A 20,022-nucleotide genomic window follows, 5' to 3' on the forward strand; every position below is an offset into this window, starting at 1 on the left:
AAAAAAATGTAAATTGGGTAAGGGAAAAACTCATGCTGAGTGTCCTTTAATAAACCAATTGTAGATGGCCACACAATTAGACGTCAATAATCAAGATTATAAGCTTTTACAAAAGATAAAGGCTGGTGACGAAACGGCCTTTGAATTGGTTTTTAAAAATTATTATCCACATTTAGTGCTTTTGGCTCAAAAATATTTGGGCGACAAAGACCTGTCAGAAAGTATTGTACAAAGTGTTTTTGTAAAAATGTGGGAAAAAAGACGGGAAATTGAGATACGTTCATTAAAAGGCTTTTTAGTAGTGGCCGTTCGCAACAAATGTACCAACGAGTTGAAACATCAGCAAGTGGTACGTGAATATGAAAAAATAAATGATGCTAAAGATGAAGCTGTTTGGATGACTTTTAATGAAAACGTGTATTTGCAACGCATTAATAATGTAATTGAAGAACTACCCGAACAGCGCCGTCGCATTTTTAAAATGAGTCGAATGGATGGGTTGAAATACAGAGAAATAGCTGAAAAATTAAATATATCGCCAAAAACAGTTGAAGTGCAAATGGGTAAAGCACTCAAGTACCTGAGGGAGCAATTGCAACCTCTTAAAAAGCAATTGTTGGCAACCATCGCGTTATTAATAATGCTTTAATTGTGAGAATGATGAAGAACGAGAATGAAAATATCAGTTGGGAATTGTTGGCCAAAGATGTGTCGGGAGAACTGAATGCTGAAGAGCATTTAAAGTTACAACAAGAACTGTCCAAAAATCCGGATATTGAAAGGCAAGTAAAAAAGCTATGGGGAGATGCACACTACGCTCAAGCCTTAAACGATATTGACACGGATGGAGCATGGAAAAATGTACGTTCTCAAATGCAAAACAATCGAATTCGTCATATTAAGTTATTGGGTGCCATTGCAGCCATTTTACTCATAGCATTGGCTACAAGTGTTTTCTTTGGTCTTTTCTCTCAACAACAAGAAATTACGATTACCACCGCACAAAGCATCGAGCAAGTAGTTTTGCCTGATGGTACAATTGTCGATTTGAATTTTGGCAGTCAATTAATTTATCCAGAAAGTTTTAGTTCTGATGTTAGACAGGTCAAACTAATTGGAGAAGCTTTTTTCGATGTGACAAGAAATGAAGAAAAACCATTTATTATTGAAACCGATCAACTAAACATTAAAGTACTGGGAACATCATTTAATGTAAAGGCTTATAAAAACACCACCGATTCAGAAGTAATTGTTTCAAGCGGAAAAGTTAGAGTGAATGCCAAACAAGCAGATTACAATGTCATATTAAAGGCTGGTGATGCAGCCAATTACTCCACTGTATCAAATAAGCTGGCAACACGTAAGGTATTTACGCCAAACTATAAAGCCTGGAAAACTAAAGAAATAGAGTTTGATAACACTGCACTGACAGAAGTGCTGTCAACCATTGAACAAACCTATCATATTACTATCGAAATTGACGAATCACTTCGAATTAATGATAAAGTTTTCAATGGAACATTCAGTCAGTATTCGCTTGAGCATGTGCTGGATGCGGTTTGTACATCCTTTAATTTAAAGTACAATAAACAAAATGGAACCTACCATATTTCGGCAATCCATTAGTAATAACACCTACAATTAGTAAAAAAATAATATATTGTAATAACATCTGATAACCCAAAATCAACATTAAACAGCACCAATGATTAAGCTTTTGAATAGTAAATACGTTTTACTCGTTTACTTTTTTTGCTTATTTATCAATGCTAATAGCCAGGTTACTTCGTTTAAACAACAAAAAATCACCATAGAGGCGCTGTTTGACTCACTTACAAACCATACTTCTATCGACATAGCGTATGATGTAAATGCAATACCACACGATAGCGTTATCAATGCTAACTTCCAAAATAAACATGCCTTACAAATTGTTCAGGAGGTATTGGTCCATCAAAACGTTGATATCAGCTATTTGAATGGCCAGATTATAATTAGCAAAACCCTTGAAACGGCCATTCAGAAGGAAAAATCAATTCGGTTAATCGGAACTGTTTATGATAAGGACGATGGCACAACACTTCCGCTGGTGAACGTAACAGTTATGGGTAAGCCCTTAGGATCCATCACCAATAACCAGGGGCAATACGAGTTTAAGCTTCCCTCCCATTATGCAGGCGAACAACTGGCATTTTCATTTCTGGGATACCATACCTCGTATTTTAATGTTCCACAACATGATTCATTGATTAACATTGAACTTCAACCAACATCTATCCAGCTCAATGAAATAGAGGTTACTTATAAAGATCCTCTTAAAATAATTGAACAATTACAAAATCACTATCCAGAAAATTACATTAATCAACAATGTGTGCTTGAAGGTTTTTTCCGCGAATCGATTAAACAAGACGGCGCATACGTTCAGGTTTCAGAGGCCATTATCCAGATAATTAAACCATCATATGCTAAGCCATCAAGTATGGAACGCGTTAAATTCATCAAAGGTCGTAAGAAAAATGACCTGCAATCGATGGATTTTGTAGATTTTAAGCTGGAAGGCGGACCATTTCAGTTCTCGCGTGTTGATATAGCCCGCTACCAGGACTTCTTCTCAGCTGATAACGAACTTTATAAATATAATTATGATGGTATTGACGTTTTGGACGAAGAGATTGTGTACAAAGTTAAATTCAAGCCACTAACAGACGATGGTGATTTGCTTTATTATGGCATCTTATACATCCATGCCGATAGTTATGCTTTGGTTAGAAGCGAATTTCATCTAACGAACCGGGCCTTGCGCAGCAGCGGACGCTCACTCATCCGGAAGGCATCTCGCAAAATTAAAGTAAAACCGATGAAGGCATCCTACTTTATCGACTATCGAAAATTACAGGACAAATGGATATTAAACCGGATTAAAGGCGAAATCGTTGTTAAAATAAACGAGAGAAAGCATAAGATAAATTCTGAATTTACGGCAACTACCGAACTTCTGATTAGCGACTGTGAGGTTAATGGTAAATACAAACTTAAACCATCTGAGCTATACAAATCACGATTTGTATTGGCAGATCAAATAAAAGAGACAGACGAGCAGTTTTGGAAAAACTACAACATCATCCGGCCGGATGAATCGCTAGAGAAAGTGTTTAAAAAAACTAAGGTTGTTTCCAATTAAGTTGATGGGACGATAAAATGAGTGGTTTTATTGTCTTAGCTTGGAAACAACCTCATGGGATTGGTCATTGAAAAAATCTTATGCGCAATGTTTCTGCAAATAATCAATGGTTGATTTTACAGAAGTTAATTGCGGTAGCTCTTCATTCTGAATAGCTACATCAAAACGCGTTTCTAAATAAAATAAGAAACAATTCATGTCTAATTCATCAACAAATAGTTCATCACGTAGCGATGCTTCTTCACTAATTCGGTTCTTAGGCACACCAGTTTTTCTTAAAACTTTGTACAAATTACGCCTGATCGCTTTAGCATTCATAATCAAATCTATTTTTGTTTACATCATTAAGACAACCCATATTACAAGTGGACGTACTCTAAATCTGAATTTTTTTCAAAAAAATTCAATTTTTCTACAAACACAACCTTAATGAACTGATTTTGTGCGCTTTAAAAAATAAAGTTTTTTCACATTTTCTCACTATCTTTGAATCAATTAATATTCCTGACAAGAAATATCGTGAGAAAGCTACTTTTTTGTTTAGCCCTAACGGCAGTATGTTTACTTTCTTCCTATGCACAAGTCGATTCTTTAAGTAATAAAATTCTTAATAATCTCGACTCACTACGCTTTGCTGAATATGAAGGAAATTCCTTTAAGATAATGCCGTATGTAGCACCTTCCTACACTCCTGAAACGGAATGGCTTCTATCAGGCGGAGGTTTAATCACATTTAAAACGTATAAAGACAAGCTTTTAAATTTATCATCCATCCCATTTTCTGTCGGATACAGTACCAATGGTTCTTTTGCGGTAAAAGCTATCAATGTCATTTACTGGAAAAATGATAACATTCGTTCAATCGGTGAATTTCAATTGCGTGATATGCCTGATAATTATTGGGGAATTGGCTTTCAAAATGGAGACACAATACCGCAAGGAGAAAACACAACTGCTTACAAGCGTAATTACTGGCGATTCTACCAACGGTTAATGTTTCGTACAAGAAAAGATATTTTTGTAGGCCTGGTGGTAGATATTAATAGAACCCGCGCCGAGGACATGAATCCATTAATGCAAAATGACATACATGTCAAAGAGGGTGGTACCGACATATTTAACACGGGCATTGGAATAGAAATCGATTACGATTCGCGTGATTTTGTACAGAACGCATATGATGGTTTTTTTATTAGTGGAATTTTTACCGCTTATGATAATTTCTTTGGAGGCGAAACCGACTATAATATCCTGGAACTGGATTACAGACACTACAAAACCATACGACGAGAGCGAAGAACGCTTGCCTGGCAGTTTAAAAGCCGGTTTACATTCAGTGGTTCAACCCCGTGGACTGACAAATCGATGCTTGGTGGGCTTGAAAACATGCGAGGTTATACAATGGGACGATTCAGAGACGATAACATGATGTTTACAACGGTTGAATATCGTCACATGTTTAAGCGAAAAACCCTCAATAAAAAAAATAATTACAACAGTCGATTTGGTTACGTTGTATGGCTGGGAACCGGTTCTGTGGCTTCCACAATAGAAACTTTCACACACTGGCTTCCTAATGGCGGTGTTGGTTTAAGAGCTGAGCTGCAGCCGCGAATGAACATCCGTGTGGACTATGGTATTGCTAAAGGAGAAAATGGTGTTTACATCACATTTGCTGAAGTATTCTAAAATCTATTCTTCTCTCTTTCTGCACCTAACACAATTTACAGACTGCATCTTTCCAGGTTTTATCAAATAACTTTCTGCCAAGTGTATTTCTATTTTATCTTTGCCCGGTAAAAAATATTATCATGCAGAATTTATTCGAGTGCAAAGTCAAATACGAGAAGATTGATGAACAATCTGGAAAAGAAAAAAAAGTAAGCGAAACATACTTGATTGATGCCGTATCATTTACAGAAGCTGAATCTAGAATCTATAAAGAAATGGAATCGATGATTCGTGGCGAATTTGTTGTTACCAACATTCGAAAAGCTAATTACACCGAGATTTTTGAAAACGAAGATGGCGACATCTGGTACAAAAGTAAAATCTCATTTGCTTCTGTCGACGAAAAATCGGGTAAAGAGAAAAAGGTAAGTAATCAAATATTAGTACTGGCCAGCGATGTTAAAGATGCTTTTGACAAAATTCATCAGGGCATGGGCGGTATGACGGTTGATTTTGACATTAATGCCATTGCCGAAAGTCCAATCTTAGATTTTTTCCCATATTTTAAAGGGGATGAAGTTAATGAAGAAATACCTTCTAACCTGAAGCCTTTGAGTGAAGTTCAACCGGCTGATAGTCCTACTGAATTTGAAACAGAATAATATATTCGAAGAGGGCTTAACTTTAAATTGTTAAGCCCCTTTTTTATAAATATTTTTGAATTCTGGCATCCAGTGCAGCCTGGTCTTTCTTAAAGGCAGATAAGCCTGCCATATTTAATAAGGTATCAATCCCAATTTTGTAATTTTCAATTCGTCCACTCCATTTATTATGATGTGGAATCTTTCCATCCTCTTCCAGTTGTACAACTTCGCTCTGACTCAACTCTGGAAAAACATCATGGCAACCATATTTATGAAAAAGCTCTATTAAAACCTCAGGGCTAGGAGGAACTTTAGACGATAACTTAACTGCGACTTCCCTTTCCTGATCACTTACTTGCCAAAGATGCTTAAGATTGAGTTGCTTGATTAAGGCATCACTCGGAGCAATCATCTTTGGTTCGGCAACTTGAGTTTGTGCATTAAACGCTTCAACCACTTTAACCGGAATTGTCAAAACATCCGTTCCAACCAAAGCATTAAGCTGCTCAACCGTTCGAATGCTGGCAGCTATTAACTTGGTGTTGGCATAGCCACGTTCATTTACTTTCCGCAAACACTTTTGGGTTTCAGCGGTTACCCTCTCTCCAATATCACCTGCACTTGTAAAACCATTATTAGCAAAGTATGCACCTACCCTACCCACAAAAACATTGGAATAAGCTGGTTTAGCAATCATGCTTGCCAACACATTCTGCCGAACACTAAAACACAGGGTCATATTAACCGGAATACCGTCATTGTGTAGTTTACGAGCACCGATTAAACCTGCCGGTGAAAAAGGCACTTTAATGATAAAATGCTCTTTGCACAACTCAAACAATCGCTTTCCTACCACGTAGGTCAATTCAGCATCATGAGCATAATTAGTATGCAATTCAACACTCACCTTACAGTTAAATGATTTTGCCAGGTATAAACCATGAATAGCATTAAGACAGAATGCCACTTCAGCCACTTCTTCATCCTGAGTCATCCCGTTAAGCTGAGCGCCTATTTGTTTAATAAAAGAATCATAAACACCCTTTTGCACTTCGGCATTCAAAAGCGTGTTATTAGTTGTCAATGCCGAAAAGTCATTTGTCCACAAGCGATTGGCAGCCTCATAATCGCCTGTATCCATCCATAAATGACTACCTGAAAATAGCATTTTTGACCAGGAACCGTTAGCTTCTGTTTGTTTTGGATTAATTTTGAGCTGATTGACAACATCGTAAATAAACTGATTAGGTATTGGATTTTTCATTGTATGGAGGATTGTTTGTTATAAATTTAACCGATACTTTTCTGTAATTCAAGACTAAGACAACAATTAAAGTTGATAAAAATCAGGTTAGAAGCATTGATCTTTTGTCGAAGAGAAGTAGTTCGCTAAATCCGCCTTACGTACATTTGCCATATTAAAACAAAAGGACATGATGGAGTCAATAAGAGAGATATTTAAGATTGGCAGCGGACCTTCAAGCAGCCACACAATGGGCCCCAAAAAAGCGGCTGAATTGTTTATTGTTCGACAACCAGATGCTGCATCATACAAAGTAACGCTTTATGGCAGCCTGGCAGCTACCGGTAAAGGCCACTTAACTGACTTCGCCATTGAACAGGTGTTCGAAAAGAAAAATTTGACGCTCACTGTCGAATGGAAGCCCGATGAGTTTCTACCCCGTCATTCCAACGCATTGACTTTTTATGCCTTTGATAATAACAAGAAAGAAATTGACCGATGGACAGCCTACAGCGTAGGTGGAGGAACCGTTATTGATGACTTCACACAAGAAGAAACGCAAACTGTTTATGAACTCACATCGTTGGATGATATATTAAAATGGTGCGATACCAATGGAAAACATCTGTGGGAATATGTTGAAGATGTTGAAGGCCCTGAAATATGGACTTACCTGGAAAAGGTTTGGAAAGTAATGAAATCCGCCATTAAAAAAGGATTGGATGAAGAGGGCGTATTACCCGGCGCACTTAAACTGCCACGAAAAGCAGCTTCATACTATACCAAAGCTAAAAACTTCAGCGGCCGTATGGAACGACGCTCGATGATATTTGCCTATGCATTAGCCGTTTCGGAACAAAATGCAGCTGGCGGAACCATCGTAACAGCACCAACATGTGGAGCCAGCGGTGTTTTACCTGCCGTTCTTAAGTTTGTTGAAAGCTATTACGAAACGTCTGACAAGAAGATTTTGAGAGCCCTGGCTACAGCCGGGCTTATCGGTAATTTAGTTAAATACAATGCATCTATATCAGGTGCTGAAGTTGGTTGCCAGGGCGAGGTAGGAACAGCTTGTGCGATGGCTTCAGCTGCCGCTACTCAATTATTTGGCGGAACAATCTACCAGGTTGAATACTCTGCAGAAATGGGGCTAGAACATCACTTGGGCTTAACCTGCGATCCTATTGCCGGCTTGGTACAAATACCGTGTATTGAAAGAAATGCCTTTGCTGCAGCACGAGCTTTAAACCACAATACCTATGTTTTGCTGTCGGATGGGCGCCACCGGATAACTTTTGATGAAGTTGTTAAAGCCATGAAACAGACTGGCCACGACTTACCCAATATTTACAAAGAAACATCAACCGGTGGACTAGCTGTATTTCATCAGGCTAGAGACATAATGGACAAATAACTTTGTAATCGAATTCTGAAATTTAAATCGAACTCAGGTTAGTACAGAGAGGCTCAACAGAGCCTCTTTTTTTAACTTTTATTATGGTCAAACACCATTGCCACATTATTAAAAATACCTATATTTAGTTTTACTAAACCAAACACATTGAAATCATGGAAATCTTATCAAATGCAGCCGTCATCTGGTTTATCGTTGGTACAGTTCTGCTAATCCTCGAATTTATCATTCCCGGAGTATTTATCTTATTTTTTGGCGTTGGAGCTTGGATAACTGCTTTATGTGTTTATCTATTTGAACCTTCTCTGGCGATGCAATTTCTCATTTTTTGTTCTACATCGATATTATCGCTTGTATTGCTGCGTTCATTCCTGCTCAAGAAGCTCTACAAAATGCCTGATTTGGTTGATGATCCGGATGAAGAGTTTGCTGGAGAAATTGGAGAATGCATCAGTAACATCCGTCCCGACTCGGATGGAAAAGTAGAGTTTAAAGGTACAACATGGACGGCCTCTGCCGGTGAGGATATATTTGCCGGCGCAAAAGTCAAAATCATCAGAAAAATTGGTCTCATCCTTGAAGTTGAGCCTGCTTAAGAATTATTTTAACCACTAATTATTTACATTTTTATGGATGCACAAAGTATTGTTTTAATTGCAGTTATTGTTATAGTTGCAATCATTCTTATTTCTTGTATTAAAATTGTTCCGCAACGTTCAGCTTATATCGTTGAACGATTGGGTAAGTACAATGGAACACTAACTGCAGGATTTCATTTCTTAATGCCATTCCTTGACAAGGTATCGTACAAACACACTTTAAAAGAAGCCGCTATTGATGTCGCTTCGCAATCATGTATCACTAAAGATAATATTGCCGTAGAAGTAGATGGCGTATTATACCTACAGATTATTGACCCTAAAAAAGCCTCTTATGGAATTGACAACTATGGCTTTGCGGCTATTCAGATTGCTCAGACAACCATGCGTAGTGTAATTGGTCGCCTGGACCTGGATAAAACCTTTGAAGAACGCGAAACCATAAATACCAGCATTGTTGAGGCCGTTGATAAAGCCAGTGACCCATGGGGAGTTAAAATTACGCGCTACGAAGTAAAAAACATTACGCCACCTCAGAGTATTAAAGACGCCATGGAAAAGCAAATGCGTGCAGAACGTGAAAAGCGTGCCATGATTGCCGAATCGGAAGGTCAGAAACAAGCTAAAATCAACGTGGCCGAGGGAGATAAGCAAGAGTTAATTGCCAAATCGGAAGGTGAAAAACAAAAACGTATTAACGAAGCAGAAGGTAAAGCCGCCGAAATCGAATTTGTAGCATCGGCGACCGCTAAAGGTATCCGCGAAATTGCATTGGCTATTAATGAAAAAGGTGGTATTGATGCCGTTAACCTTCGTGTTGCCGAACAGTATTTAGGTGAATTTGGTAAATTGGCTAAAACCAACAATACTATGATTATTCCTTCCAATATGTCAGATGTTTCAAGTATTATTGCTACAGCAACATCAGTGCTGGAACAAACGAAAAAATAATTCACACCATACTTTGTGAAAACGAGCCTTAGGGCTCGTTTTCTTTATATTTTAACGCATTTCTCCTTATCATCGTATCTCCTATTTGTCCATTACAAAAAGCTGATTAGATTTATTACCTTTGGCAACTTCTTGATTAAGAAACGGCTTATGACCACTGAAGAACAACATCTTAATTTAATAGCACAAGGCAATAAGGAAGCTTTCGAACAATTTTTCCAGCAGTCGTATATGCGCCTATTGAATTATGCGAGTTTGTTCATTCCCAACCGGGAAATAGCCGATGATATAGTGCAGGAAGCTTTTATCAATTTTTGGAATAAGCGTAGTGAACTGAAAGCTGGTAAATCAATCGAAGCACTCATGTTTACATCCGTTCGCAACAGGTGTTTAAACTATTTGCGCGACCACCAAACTTACTTATCGCACATTGACCAGCTTCAAACAGAAAAACTTCAGTTTTTAAGCCATTATGACTTTCTGGGCGAAGAGGAAGAGTCGATCGAAGAACTTTTAATAACTGAATTGCATGCTGCATTGGATAGTTTACCTCCCAAATGCAAGGAAGTATTTTTACTAAACAAGATCGAGGGTTTCAAGCAAAAGGAAATAGCTGAAAAGCTGGATATATCCATCAAAGCGGTTGAAAAACACATTGCTGTTGCTAAAGTAAAACTACGCGAACACCTCGAAAAAAAGTTTCCCGCCCTGGGGCTTCTCATTACTTTTTTTCTCGACTTTTAACATTTCTTTAAAAATGAGGTAGGGTTTTTTTCAACGACCGGGTAATATAATTAGAAATAGAAACGGTCAATGGAAAGAATCATTATAAAATATCTCCAAGGTACAGCAAGTAAAGATGAGCAGAATGCTCTCCTGGAATATCTGAGGAAGGATGAGTCGAACCAAAAGTTCTTTCAGCAGCAAAAGGATAAGTGGAAAGCAGAAGGAAACAAAATGATTTCGCTTTCGACATGGAAGGCCTGGCAAAAGGTTAACAAACGGGTTGATTCAACACCAGGCAAGAATAATGCATGGCTTAAAGTTGCTTTATCAATTGCCTCCGTCCTGATAGTTGGATTGTTAGTATCGACTTATATTTTTATTAATAAGTCCGAAAACATTATAACTGTCCAAACCAAACATGGACAGAATTCCGAAATTATTTTACCTGACTCATCTATTGTTCACTTAAACGCTAACTCAAGCATCAGCTATAATGCGTTATTGTTCTCACTTAACAGAACAGTCAACATGACCGGCGAAGCCTTTTTTGATGTGCGCAAGCAATCATCAAAAAAATTCATATTAAACATTAACAACCTGAATGTAACAGTACTTGGCACACGCTTTAATGTCAATGCCTATGAAACGAAACAATCGATTGATGTAGTGCTTGAAGAAGGCAGTGTTGTATTAACCATGGATGATGCACCAAGCTTCAGGAAAATGCTGCAACCTGGTGAAAAAGCCTCTATCAACATCCAGAACAGAAATTTTGTTTTATCACAGGTTGATACTAAAAACTATTCCTCGTGGAAGGATGGAGTGCTCTACTTCAAAAACAATAGTTTAAGTGACTTCTTTGCAGCCCTAGAAAAACGATATGGCGTTGATTTCATACTGGAAAACAATGATATATTACACAATATGAATATCAGTTTAACAATAGACAATGATCACTTAAATGATATTATTGAGGTGGTACAACTAACACTACCGATCACCATTAAAACAGAAAAGAACACCTTTAAAGTTAAACTGGATAAAAAGAGATATAGCTTAATCAGTCAAAAACAATAATAATTAGTTCGAAAAAAATCAGGAAAGTGTTGCGACCACTTCCCTGATAGGTAACTGCGGAATGCAGTATTATTAAATAATTAAACACTGTAAATTTATGAAAAAAATGTGGTTCATGAAACCGCCTAGGCATGCTGTAGGCGGAACTAAACTTCTTAGAGCTATGAAGTTAATAATTATTTTACTAGTAGCGTGTGGTTTAAACCTATCCGCTACAGTCAAAGGTCAAAAGCTGGATTTAAAGATTAAAAACGGCTCCCTGACCGATGTGCTCAATGCTATTGAGAAACAAAGTGATTATCGCTTTGCCTATAGTGCTGATTTTTTTGAGATAAATCGCGAAGTGAGTTTAAATGTACAAGGCAAAGAAGTTACCGAAGTGCTTGATGAACTTTTGGAGGGAACTGACTATTTATATCGCTTGCAGGGTGACTTTATAGTTTTTATACCAAAAGTAAAAAGAGAAACTAATCGTGTTATTCAGAATCAATCCATAATTATTAAGGGTATTGTTACAGATACTGAAGGCGATCCGCTTCCTGGAGTAAATGTGTTTGAAAAAGGCAACTCAATTAATGGTGTAATTACCGACTATGACGGTAATTACCAAATAAGTGTGAGTTCATCAGAAAGTACCATTGTGTTCTCATACATTGGGTTTCAAAGCCAGGAGATAATTGTTGCGAGCAGAACCAACATTAACATTACGCTAGTTGAAGAAGCTACTGACCTTGACGAAGTAGTAGTAACTGCACTGGGTATTTCGAAAGAGAAAAAACGTGTAGGTTATGCCATTCAGGAAGTCGATGGTAAAGCAGTACAAAAAGCGATTGCTCCCAACGTTATTGAATCAATGACAGGTAAAGTAGCAGGATTGACCATTACCAACAGTAACGAATTTTTCTCCGATCCTGGCATTTACCTGCGTGGTGAAAAGCCATTGATTGTAGTTGATGGTGTGCCGGTTGGAACCGATATGTGGAACATTAATTCTGACGACATCGAAGGTTTCTCTGTATTGAAAGCAGCCGCTGCCTCTGCACTATATGGTTCAGCAGGTAGAGATGGAGCCATCCAGATTACAACCAAGTCAGGTGCTAAAGGCGATAAAGGAACAACTGTAACAGTTAACTCATCCAACACCTTCCAGACTGGTTTTATTCGTATCCCAAGAGCACAAACTCAATACGGACCTGGTGACAGTGGTATTTATGAGTATGTTGATGGTAAAGGCGGTGGTAAAAACGATATGGACTACGTAATTTGGGGTCCTAAATTTGACGGTCGCTTATTACCTCAGTACGACTCACCTATCGATCCGGAAACAGGAGAAAGAATTCCTACTCCTTGGGTAGCTCGCGGAAAAGATAACCTGGGTAACTTTATGGAAACAGGTGTTGTTAGCTCAACTAATGTAACTGTTCAAACGGTTGGCGAAAAAGGTTCATTCACCATTTCAGATACCTATCGTTACAACAAGGCATCTGTACCAGGAGCAAAAGTGAACATTAACACTTTGCGCCTAAGAGGTTTATTAAACATTACTGATAAGTTGAACATGGATGCTTCTTTACAGTACAACTACCAGTATGCCGACAATATGCCTCGTAGTAATTACGGTCCTCACTCTCCTATTTACAACATGACTATCTGGGGTGGTGCGCATTACGACATTCGCAACTACAGAGATTATTGGAAAGAAGGTAAAGAAGGTGTTGAGCAGAACTGGGTAGAAAGCTGGCGTTACAACAACCCTTATTTAGTAGCATACGAGTACAACCAACCATACGAAAAGAATGATATCCTTGGATTCATGAAGTTAAATTACAAGTTTAATGATAAACTCGACATGTTCGTAAGAACACACGTTAATAGCTACACCACTATTCAGGAAAGAGAAGTACCTGTTGACATGTATGACTATGATGTTTCTGACAGAGGTGGCCGTTATTCTCATACTCAACGCAACAGAATGGTATCCAATACCGATTTTCTGATTAACTACAAAGATAAATTCTTTGATGGTGCATTTGATGTACAGGCTTCTTTTGGTGGAAACCAAAGAATAAATAAATACAACTATGTATACGCCAGTACAACACAGTTGGTTGTGCCTGGTGTATTTAAGCTAAGTAACTCCGTTGATAGGGTAACACCTACATCCTACAAAGAGAAGAAAGGTGTATATAGCTTGTATGCTTATGCCGACCTGGGCTATAAAGACTTCTTGTTCATGAATATTTCAGGGCGTGTTGATAAATCATCTGTTCTTCCAGAGGAAAACTCATCGTTCTTTTATCCTTCTGTATCGGCAAGTGGTATCGTAAGTAACATGGTTAACTTACCAAATGTTATTTCATTCCTGAAAGTGCGCGGTGCCTATGCTAAAGTAGGTGGCGATCAGATTGGAAACTTGGGTGTTTACGGAGCTCAAAACTCTTATTCAACCGGAAGCCGCATCCGTAACCTGCCTTATGCAACTTACCCTGATAACCTGGAGAATCCTGATTTGGAACCTTCGTACAATTCATCTTGGGAAGCCGGTTTAGAAGTTAAGTTCTTCAACAACCGCCTTGGCTTTGATGCCTCATGGTACCAGAATACTTATGGTCCTGCTATCTATTCAATGGAATTTTCAGATGCAGCCGGTTACACCAACATGTACCTTAACGGTAAGAAAACCAGGAAAACAGGCATTGACTTAACGATTAAAGCAACCCCTGTTAAGAAAAGAGATTTCAACTGGGATGTATTGGTTAACTTCGACACCTATGAGGAAACCTTATTGGAGTTACCAGACCTACCGGATGGAACACCACAAACTGCTCAAGGTTACGTCAAAATAGGTGAAAGCATTAATGACTATTGGTACAAAGACTGGGAAAGAACACCGACTGGGGAACTAATTATTGGTGCTAACGGCTTACCTGTTGCTACTGACTTCTACGTGAATCATGGTAGTAGTATACCAGATTTCTCATTGAGTATGACCAATACTTTCAATTATAAAAACTTCAACCTGTCATTCCTGATTGACGGTCGTTTCGGTGGTGTGGCCAGCGACAGATATGAAAGAGACCTGTGGCGCTCAGGTTCTCACCCTGATGCCATTCACCCAGAACGTGAGTTATCAAACATTGCCTATGTCTACGGAGGCGATGCCGCCACCATGCTGATAGAAGGTAAAAAGGTAATTGCTGGTGATGTTGAGTACGACGGCGATGGAAATATTGTTAGTGACACCAGAGAGTATGCAGATAACGATGTAATGGTGGATTACCAACGTTGGGCTAAAAACTACATGGGCGACTGGAAAAGTAACATTATTGACAAGACCTTTATCAAGCTAAGAGAAGTAACCTTAACTTATAATGTTCCAAGACAAATACTTAACAATACATTCTTAAGTGCAGCATCTGTTTCATTTGTTGGCCGTAACCTGTTCTACTGGACCAAGGCCGATACATTTGGCGATATGGATACCTATTCGATGGGTACCGTATACACCAACCTGCAGTTGCCTTCGCAAAGAACCTATGGATTCAATATTAATCTTGCATTCTAAAATTGACAATAATGAAACATACAATAAAATTTTTCTCTTTTCTGTTAGCTATTGCAACACTTAGTAGTTGTTTAGACTTTGAAGAGTTACGCGAAAACCCAAATGAGCCCAACTCGGTACCTCCAGGCTTATTATTTACAGCTTTAGTACCTGGAGCGACCTCATCATTCTCAAATGCATACATGCATGCACAGTATCACGTAAGAGCAGATACCGATTATGGTGATTTTAGCTACCGTTACGGTTCATCAAGCTTTAAATACAACAGTCTAAAAGACATCAATAAGATGGAAGAAGAAGCTGTAACGGCTAACGCACCTGCATATTTAATTATGGCCAAATTTCTACGTGCAGTTTACTATATTTCAATGACACGTGATATGGGTGATATTCCAATGTCGGAAGCAGTACAAGCAGAAGATGGAATTTACCGTCCTAAATATGACTCTCAAAAAGAGGTGTATTTACAATGCCTTACCTGGTTGAACGAAGCTAGTATTGAGTTGGGTGATTTCATTTTGGAAAACCCTTCGTTTACGCTAAGTGGTGACTACTATTTTGACGGTGATTTAAGAGCCTGGCAAAAAGTAATTAATACATTCACGCTTCGTACACTTATCTCATTAAGCATTAAAGCTGATGATGCAGATTTGGATGTAAAAGGACGCTTTGCCAATATCATTAATAATCCGGCTGACTACCCATTAATGGAAGGATTGGAAGACAACATGCAGATAGAACATTGGGACGAAGATGGCTTCAGAGGCATCTACAACCCAAACAACTCGCAGTACCTCAACATTATTGTTTATGCCGACACATACATTGAGCTGTTGAAAAACTACCAGGATCCAAGATTATTCGAAATAGCTGATCCTACACCTGAGGCAGTGGCTGCCAATCCAGAAGATCCTGAAGGAGTTAGAATGGACTTTGATTCTTATGCGGGTTGCGATATCTCAGATCCGGTAAACACTAACGCTGTTAAGCGAGCTGAAGGAAAAGTATCTAAACCTAATGCTGCCAGATTCAATAACTTTATTGGTCAGCCTTCAATCTATATTGGATACGCTGAGCAGGAATTGCTTATTGCAGAAGCAGCGCAGAGAGGTTGGATTCCTGCCGACGCTGAAACACACTACAACAATGGCGTGCGTGCTTCAATGAATTTTTACAATGTAGCCAGTTCAGACATAAATGACTACTTGAGTGGATTTGGTGCCTATGAAGACGATCTGACTAAAATTCTTGAGCAGCAATACATTGCTTTAGCTGAAAACTCAGGTTGGGAAGCATTCTTTCTAAACAGAAGAACAGGTGTGCCTACTTACAAATTATCTGAAACTAATCAGGTAGAACAATTGCCTGTTCGATGGATGTATCCTATATCAGAGAATCAGGACAATTATGAAAATTATAGAGCAGCATTAGTGGCTCAGTTTGGTTCTGAAGTAGATAGTCGTGACGGTGTAATGTGGATTCTTCAAGACTAAAACCTTAATTATCATCCGATTGATTAGAAATAATTATGATGATTTTAAAAATGAAAAAAATGACAAAACATATTCAACATAGAAATTTGAAGTTCCTAACTTCATTATTACTGGCTGCGGTAGTACTTTTCACCGTTGGTTGCGACAATGATGGTGAAGGGTGGAATGACTCAAGGTATTTAGAGGATTACGAGATTAATTGGGATAACCCTAATCCCGTAACCGGCTTGCCTTATACCGAAGAAGAGTTGGCAGAATTGACATATGATCCAACTCAGCAAGAGCGTTTTAAAGGCGAGCAGGCGGTAGTGCTTTCACTATTGGTATTAAAGCCAATTGAGCAAATAACTGCTATGGACGGAACGACAGGTGATATTCTTCTTACAGAAACGGAAACCGTAGCTGACGGAGAAAAATATCGTATTACATTTAATACAACACTAGCAGAGTTAAATATCGAGTACGGTACAAGTAAACCGTTAAAATTTGATATTTCGTATGCAGATAAATCTGTTGGTAGTTCATACTTTAAAATTATAGCACCTGTTCCAATGCCAGATGTGTCTGAAATATTGGTAGGTCAATGGCGATTTGATAATGCATCAAACCTAGTGGAGGCTACTATTGGTAGTGATATTGTACTTGGAGGTTCAATGAGTCACTCTCCTACTGATGGTGTAACAGAATCTGATGGTGCTGCTTTACTTGATGCAGGTACACACTATTCTATCAATCATGGACTACCAGCTGTTGGTGGAGATAAGGTAAATGAGTATACCATTATATTTGATTTCATGATGTCATCGGCTAATCATAAAAATTACGCTCCAATTTTCCACCCTAATTCAGATGCAAGTGCCGCATTCTACTCCTATTATGGTTGGTATTATTTCCCAGCTGCCGGTTCGTACGGAGGCTATGGCTATTTTTATGATTGGAGTAGAGTCATCTTTACGGTATCAGAGGACGCTGCAACAATGTATGTGAATGGTGAGCTTAGTTATTCTACATCAGCACCAACCGACGGTGCATATGCGCTTGATACAGATGCATTGTCAATATTTACAGGAGGTATTCCTTATTATGTATCAGAAATAAGCCTGTTGAATATTGCTTTAACTCCGGAATGGGCTACTGAGGATATCCCACCAGTAGGAGTACCTTTAGAATAGCGTGTGATTAATACTTATGATAGATTTTACAAGCTTTTGTAAAGTCGAAAACCATTAATTGCCGCAGTCCAGGTAGCGGACTGCGGCAATTAACAACTAAAAATATTAAGCAGCTAACTTGGTGAACAATTCAATTATGAAGAAGGTAAACCTTATCATTCTCTTTATTCTTTTAATTGCCTGTAAAGACAATACAGTAATTGCATCTGTTAACAACGATGCAATGAACGGTATCTCACAAGACAGCATTCCAGCACCTGTGGCACAGTGGACATTTGACGATGCCACTGATTTATTACATGCCACTATTGGCAATAATTTAGTGCTTCATGGCACTCACAAGGCCATTGATGGTCCAACCAAAGAAAACGGAGCCGTTCGCATTGGCCCGGGCAGCTACTACACTGCCAAACACAACCTGACACCTCAAGCTCACCAAACTTATGTAAATGAATATTCAGTGTTGTTCGATTTCAGAATAACAGGTATTGACAACTGGCATCCCCTGTTACAAACCAACACTGACAATAATGAAGATGCCGAATTATACATTCGCTACCCACAAGGTTCTGCCGGCTATAGTACTACCGGCTATTCCTACACCAAAATGGGCATTAACAATTGGCATCGCCTGATAATGGTTGTTAACAACGGAAGCGAATACACTTTATACCTTGATGGTAAAAAAATATTAACAGGCAAAGTACAGGAGGTTGACAGCAAATACGGACTTCGCCCCGAACTGTTACTGTTTGCCGATAACAATGGCGAAGACGATTGGATTGATGTAGCTCAGGTAAGCATATACGGCAAGGCATTAACTGAAGCGGATATCGCGGCGGTTGGCCCACTGAAATTATCACCCAATCCTATCATTACACAGCCCTGGCTTCAGAATGTAACAGCCAATGGCATTACGGTAATGTGGGAAAGCAAAGTACCGGAAACCGGAACGTTACACTATGGTGCAACACAGGAATATGGTAAAGAAATTGCATCAAGCGTTGTTAAAACAAATGCCGGCACCTATATCCACAAGGCTGTAATTACAGATTTGGAGCCCGGCTCAGAATATTTCTGTCAGGCAAAGGTTAATGGCTATGCATCGGATGAGCGCAGCTTCACCACTGCCCCATCACCACCCGATGCGTCTTTTAAAGTAGCCATGTGGTCCGATAGCCATTACGCCAGTCCATGGTCAAAAATGGCCGCCTATATTGTTGACACCATACAACCTAATTTCGTTTTTAACGCTGGTGATATTTCCAACTCGGGTAACTACAGATATGATTTAGGAACTGTTTTCCTCCCCTACATCTGCGGCACCATCGGTTCACAGGTGCCATTTTATACCACCTTTGGGAACCACGATGTAGGCGCGCGCTGGGGAGGCGGTGATTTAATCAGACAGTACCACGACTTGCCTAATGAAGTAAACTCAGACCCGAATGCATTTGACGGAAGCTACCTGATGATGTACTCCAATGTGGCATTTATTAGTATCGACTGGAATAAAATGGAGGAAGATCTGCAACCAGACGGATGGTTCGAAACAGTTCTGCAATCAGAGCAAGTTCAGAATGCCCGGTTCCGATTTGTATTCATTCACTGTGCTCCCTATTACGAGAGATGGCAAAAAGCTGAACAAGCGGCCGTAAAAGATAATCTCCCCAATATGGCCGAAAAATACAAAGTAGATGCGGTATTTAGTGGTCATATGCATGCTTATGAAAGAGGTGTGAAAGGCAATGTACAATACATCACCATTGGCGGTGGTAGCTATATGGATGAGGGAGAACCTGTTGGTCCGGTTATCTATGACCACATTGTAGTCGGAACCGAGAAAGAGAATAATCCTGATAACTTTAATAATGGTTTAACCAACAACATCATGACCCTTGAAGTTGATGGAGATAAGGCAGCTATCAGTCTGCATTATTTTAGTAAGGCCGGTGACTATTGGGGAATAATAGAAACCATTGAAATTAGTGAATAAAATATAAGGTTAACCTGCATTGAAAGATGCAAGAACTATTGAACAAAAATATTAGAGCTTTATCGGGAGTACCTGCTAAGAAGGAGAATAAAACTCCAAAATCATAATATAAAAACGTTAACAAAATGTGAGAACAATAAGGGAGACTGTCCATTAGGAAAAATAATTATCTCACTATAAGCATTTTTGTATTTGACAAGGAAACTAACCAAAGATTCTCCCTCTTAGCTTTTAAAGCCAAAAACGATTACAAAGAAATAGTAGTCACTTATTTCCTTTGTTTGAAT

The 20,022-nt window shown here is 38.8% G+C and carries 16 protein-coding genes; 14 read left to right on the top strand and 2 right to left on the bottom strand.

Features of this window, described 5'->3' with window-relative positions:
- Nucleotides 1-64 precede the first annotated feature (64 nt).
- The 3 genes from J1N10_RS01590 to J1N10_RS01600 all read left to right on the top strand — a co-directional run bounded on the left by J1N10_RS01590 (nt 65) and on the right by J1N10_RS01600 (nt 3,184).
- Entirely contained in the window at nt 65-649 is a 585-nt protein-coding gene (locus J1N10_RS01590; protein ID WP_262324919.1) for an RNA polymerase sigma-70 factor, read from the top strand.
- 8 nt (nt 650-657) lie between these two features.
- Nucleotides 658-1,626 carry a FecR family protein gene (locus J1N10_RS01595; RefSeq protein WP_262324920.1) on the top strand — a complete coding sequence of 323 codons (969 nt, stop codon included), beginning with the start codon at nt 658-660 and terminating at the stop codon, nt 1,624-1,626.
- A 79-nt stretch (nt 1,627-1,705) separates the two neighbouring features.
- A complete protein-coding gene (locus tag J1N10_RS01600) occupies nt 1,706-3,184 on the top strand; it encodes a carboxypeptidase-like regulatory domain-containing protein (protein ID WP_262324921.1) in 1,479 nt (492 codons plus the stop codon).
- Nucleotides 3,185-3,262: 78 nt separating this feature from the next.
- On the opposite strand, the gene J1N10_RS01605 is transcribed toward J1N10_RS01600, so the two are convergent.
- Nucleotides 3,263-3,502, bottom strand: a complete 240-nt coding sequence (locus J1N10_RS01605) for an acyl carrier protein (protein ID WP_262324922.1) — start codon at nt 3,500-3,502, stop codon at nt 3,263-3,265.
- A 201-nt stretch (nt 3,503-3,703) separates the two neighbouring features.
- On the opposite strand from J1N10_RS01605, the gene J1N10_RS01610 reads away from it, so the two are divergent.
- Together J1N10_RS01610 and J1N10_RS01615 are read left to right on the top strand one after the other, a co-directional pair.
- Nucleotides 3,704-4,873 (top strand): outer membrane protein assembly factor, encoded by a 1,170-nt coding sequence (locus tag J1N10_RS01610; protein WP_262324923.1) that lies wholly within the window; start codon nt 3,704-3,706, stop codon nt 4,871-4,873.
- Nucleotides 4,874-4,995: 122 nt separating this feature from the next.
- Complete coding sequence (locus J1N10_RS01615; RefSeq protein ID WP_262324924.1) at nt 4,996-5,517, top strand: DUF4494 domain-containing protein; 522 nt, start codon at nt 4,996-4,998, stop codon at nt 5,515-5,517.
- 43 nt (nt 5,518-5,560) lie between these two features.
- On the opposite strand, the gene J1N10_RS01620 is transcribed toward J1N10_RS01615, so the two are convergent.
- Nucleotides 5,561-6,763, bottom strand: a complete 1,203-nt coding sequence (locus tag J1N10_RS01620) for a transaldolase family protein (protein ID WP_262324925.1) — start codon at nt 6,761-6,763, stop codon at nt 5,561-5,563.
- Between the two features lie 169 nt (nt 6,764-6,932).
- Here J1N10_RS01620 and J1N10_RS01625 point away from each other — a divergent pair, with 169 nt between their 5' ends.
- The 9 genes from J1N10_RS01625 (at nt 6,933) to J1N10_RS01665 (ending at nt 19,735) form a co-directional block, all read left to right on the top strand.
- Nucleotides 6,933-8,156, top strand: a complete 1,224-nt coding sequence (locus J1N10_RS01625) for an L-serine ammonia-lyase (protein ID WP_262324926.1) — start codon at nt 6,933-6,935, stop codon at nt 8,154-8,156.
- Nucleotides 8,157-8,311: 155 nt separating this feature from the next.
- Nucleotides 8,312-8,752, top strand: a complete 441-nt coding sequence (locus J1N10_RS01630) for an NfeD family protein (RefSeq protein ID WP_262324927.1) — start codon at nt 8,312-8,314, stop codon at nt 8,750-8,752.
- Nucleotides 8,753-8,785: 33 nt separating this feature from the next.
- Nucleotides 8,786-9,706 (top strand): SPFH domain-containing protein, encoded by a 921-nt coding sequence (locus J1N10_RS01635; RefSeq protein WP_262324928.1) that lies wholly within the window; start codon nt 8,786-8,788, stop codon nt 9,704-9,706.
- 150 nt (nt 9,707-9,856) lie between these two features.
- Nucleotides 9,857-10,450 (top strand): RNA polymerase sigma factor, encoded by a 594-nt coding sequence (locus J1N10_RS01640; protein ID WP_262324929.1) that lies wholly within the window; start codon nt 9,857-9,859, stop codon nt 10,448-10,450.
- Nucleotides 10,451-10,519: 69 nt separating this feature from the next.
- A complete protein-coding gene (locus J1N10_RS01645; protein WP_262324930.1) occupies nt 10,520-11,509 on the top strand; it encodes a FecR family protein in 990 nt (329 codons plus the stop codon).
- 163 nt (nt 11,510-11,672) lie between these two features.
- Nucleotides 11,673-15,074 (top strand): SusC/RagA family TonB-linked outer membrane protein, encoded by a 3,402-nt coding sequence (locus J1N10_RS01650; RefSeq protein WP_262324931.1) that lies wholly within the window; start codon nt 11,673-11,675, stop codon nt 15,072-15,074.
- Between the two features lie 11 nt (nt 15,075-15,085).
- Nucleotides 15,086-16,567: a SusD/RagB family nutrient-binding outer membrane lipoprotein gene (locus J1N10_RS01655; RefSeq protein WP_262324932.1), complete on the top strand. Its 1,482-nt coding sequence runs from the start codon at nt 15,086-15,088 to the stop codon at nt 16,565-16,567.
- Between the two features lie 59 nt (nt 16,568-16,626).
- Entirely contained in the window at nt 16,627-17,739 is a 1,113-nt protein-coding gene (locus tag J1N10_RS01660) for a hypothetical protein (protein WP_262324933.1), read from the top strand.
- Nucleotides 17,740-17,875: 136 nt separating this feature from the next.
- Nucleotides 17,876-19,735 carry a metallophosphoesterase gene (locus J1N10_RS01665; RefSeq protein WP_262324934.1) on the top strand — a complete coding sequence of 620 codons (1,860 nt, stop codon included), beginning with the start codon at nt 17,876-17,878 and terminating at the stop codon, nt 19,733-19,735.
- Nucleotides 19,736-20,022 lie beyond the last annotated feature (287 nt).

Source organism: Carboxylicivirga litoralis (genome assembly GCF_025499605.1).
GTDB classification, from domain to species: Bacteria; Bacteroidota; Bacteroidia; order Bacteroidales; family Marinilabiliaceae; genus Carboxylicivirga; species Carboxylicivirga litoralis.